The organism is Paenisporosarcina sp. P4_E4_2 (genome assembly GCF_056401595.1).
Window position 1 is genome coordinate 1 of record NZ_JBFUJC010000549.1, and the last position, 1,216, is coordinate 1,216.

2 protein-coding genes are annotated in these 1,216 nt (G+C 36.8%); both read right to left on the reverse strand.

Going from position 1 to position 1,216, the window contains the following annotated elements; translation table 11 throughout:
• Window positions 1-121 precede the first annotated feature (121 nt).
• On the reverse strand, window positions 122-910 hold the full coding sequence (gene sigG / locus AC1DSB_RS19615; protein ID WP_477587454.1) for an RNA polymerase sporulation sigma factor SigG: 789 nt from the start codon (window positions 908-910) through the stop codon (window positions 122-124).
• Window positions 911-1,005: 95 nt separating this feature from the next.
• Window positions 1,006-1,216 (reverse strand): sigma factor-like helix-turn-helix DNA-binding protein (locus AC1DSB_RS19620; RefSeq protein WP_477587455.1); only part of this gene is annotated, 211 nt, incomplete at its 5' end.

Genomic DNA, 1,216 nt, shown 5'->3' on the forward strand with positions numbered 1-1,216 from the left:
CAATAAATTCCTTCTGTTGGATATCAGTAAATTTCAACGGTCATTCCCCCTTTCTACAGTTTATGTTCATAAACAAAAAATAAAGCTTTTATTCCAGAAAAGGAATAAAAGCTTTATTGATTCATCTGTAATCAATGTTGTATTCTTCTTTTATGACACGGATGGCGTGTTTCTCCAACCTTGAAATCTGAGCCTGGGAAATTCCCAATTCTTTAGCGATTTCAGTTTGGGTTTCACCATAATAATAACGTTTAGCTAATATYTTTTGCTCCCGAATGTCTAGCTTGCTTATGCTTTCTTTCATAAAAACATAAGTGGACCAGGATTCTTCTGACACTTGCTCATCTTTTAACTGATCGAGCATGAATACCGGGTCTCCCCCGTCGTGATAAATAGGCTCCTGCAACGAAATGGGTTCTTGAATGGCATCCAAAGCAAATAGAATATCTTCATGGGGAATATCAATCATCTCTGACAACTGCTGTAAAGTGGGTTCATGTAAATGTTCTGCGATATACTGCTCTTTGGCTTTCATTGACTTATATGCAATATCTCGCAAAGACCTTGATACACGTACCGGATGATGATCACGCAAATGTCTTCTGATTTCTCCAATTATCATAGGCACTGCATACGTTGAAAAACGCACATTGTGTTTTAAATCAAAGTTTTCAATTGATTTGATCAGGCCTATACAGCCCACTTGAAACAAGTCATCAGCTTGTTCTCCTCTGTAGGCAAAACGCTGGACTAAACTGAGGACCAATCGTAAGTTACCCATCACAAGCTCTTCTCTTGCTAATTCATCTCCACTTTGAAACCWTATAAAAGTTTGTGTCATCACTTCGTTTGATAAAACAGGTAGCTTTGACGTATCTACACCACATAATTCGACTTTTGTACGTACCATCGCTTTTTCCTCCGAACTGTTTAACACTGTGATACATATCAGTGTGTCCGCCTCGTAAGAAACTATGCGTTTTGCAATACGTCCAATTTCATCCATTAAGCTGTTGGTTGATTTAATTCTTCTCTCAAATCATGAATAATTTTCTTTTCTAATCGGGAAATATAAGACTGTGATATCCCAAGCATATCTGCAACTTCTTTTTGAGTCAYTTCTTCTTGACCATTTAATCCGAAACGACATTCCATAATATATTTTTCCCTCTTTTCTAATAAATCAATTGCAGAAAACATAAATTGACGTTCAATC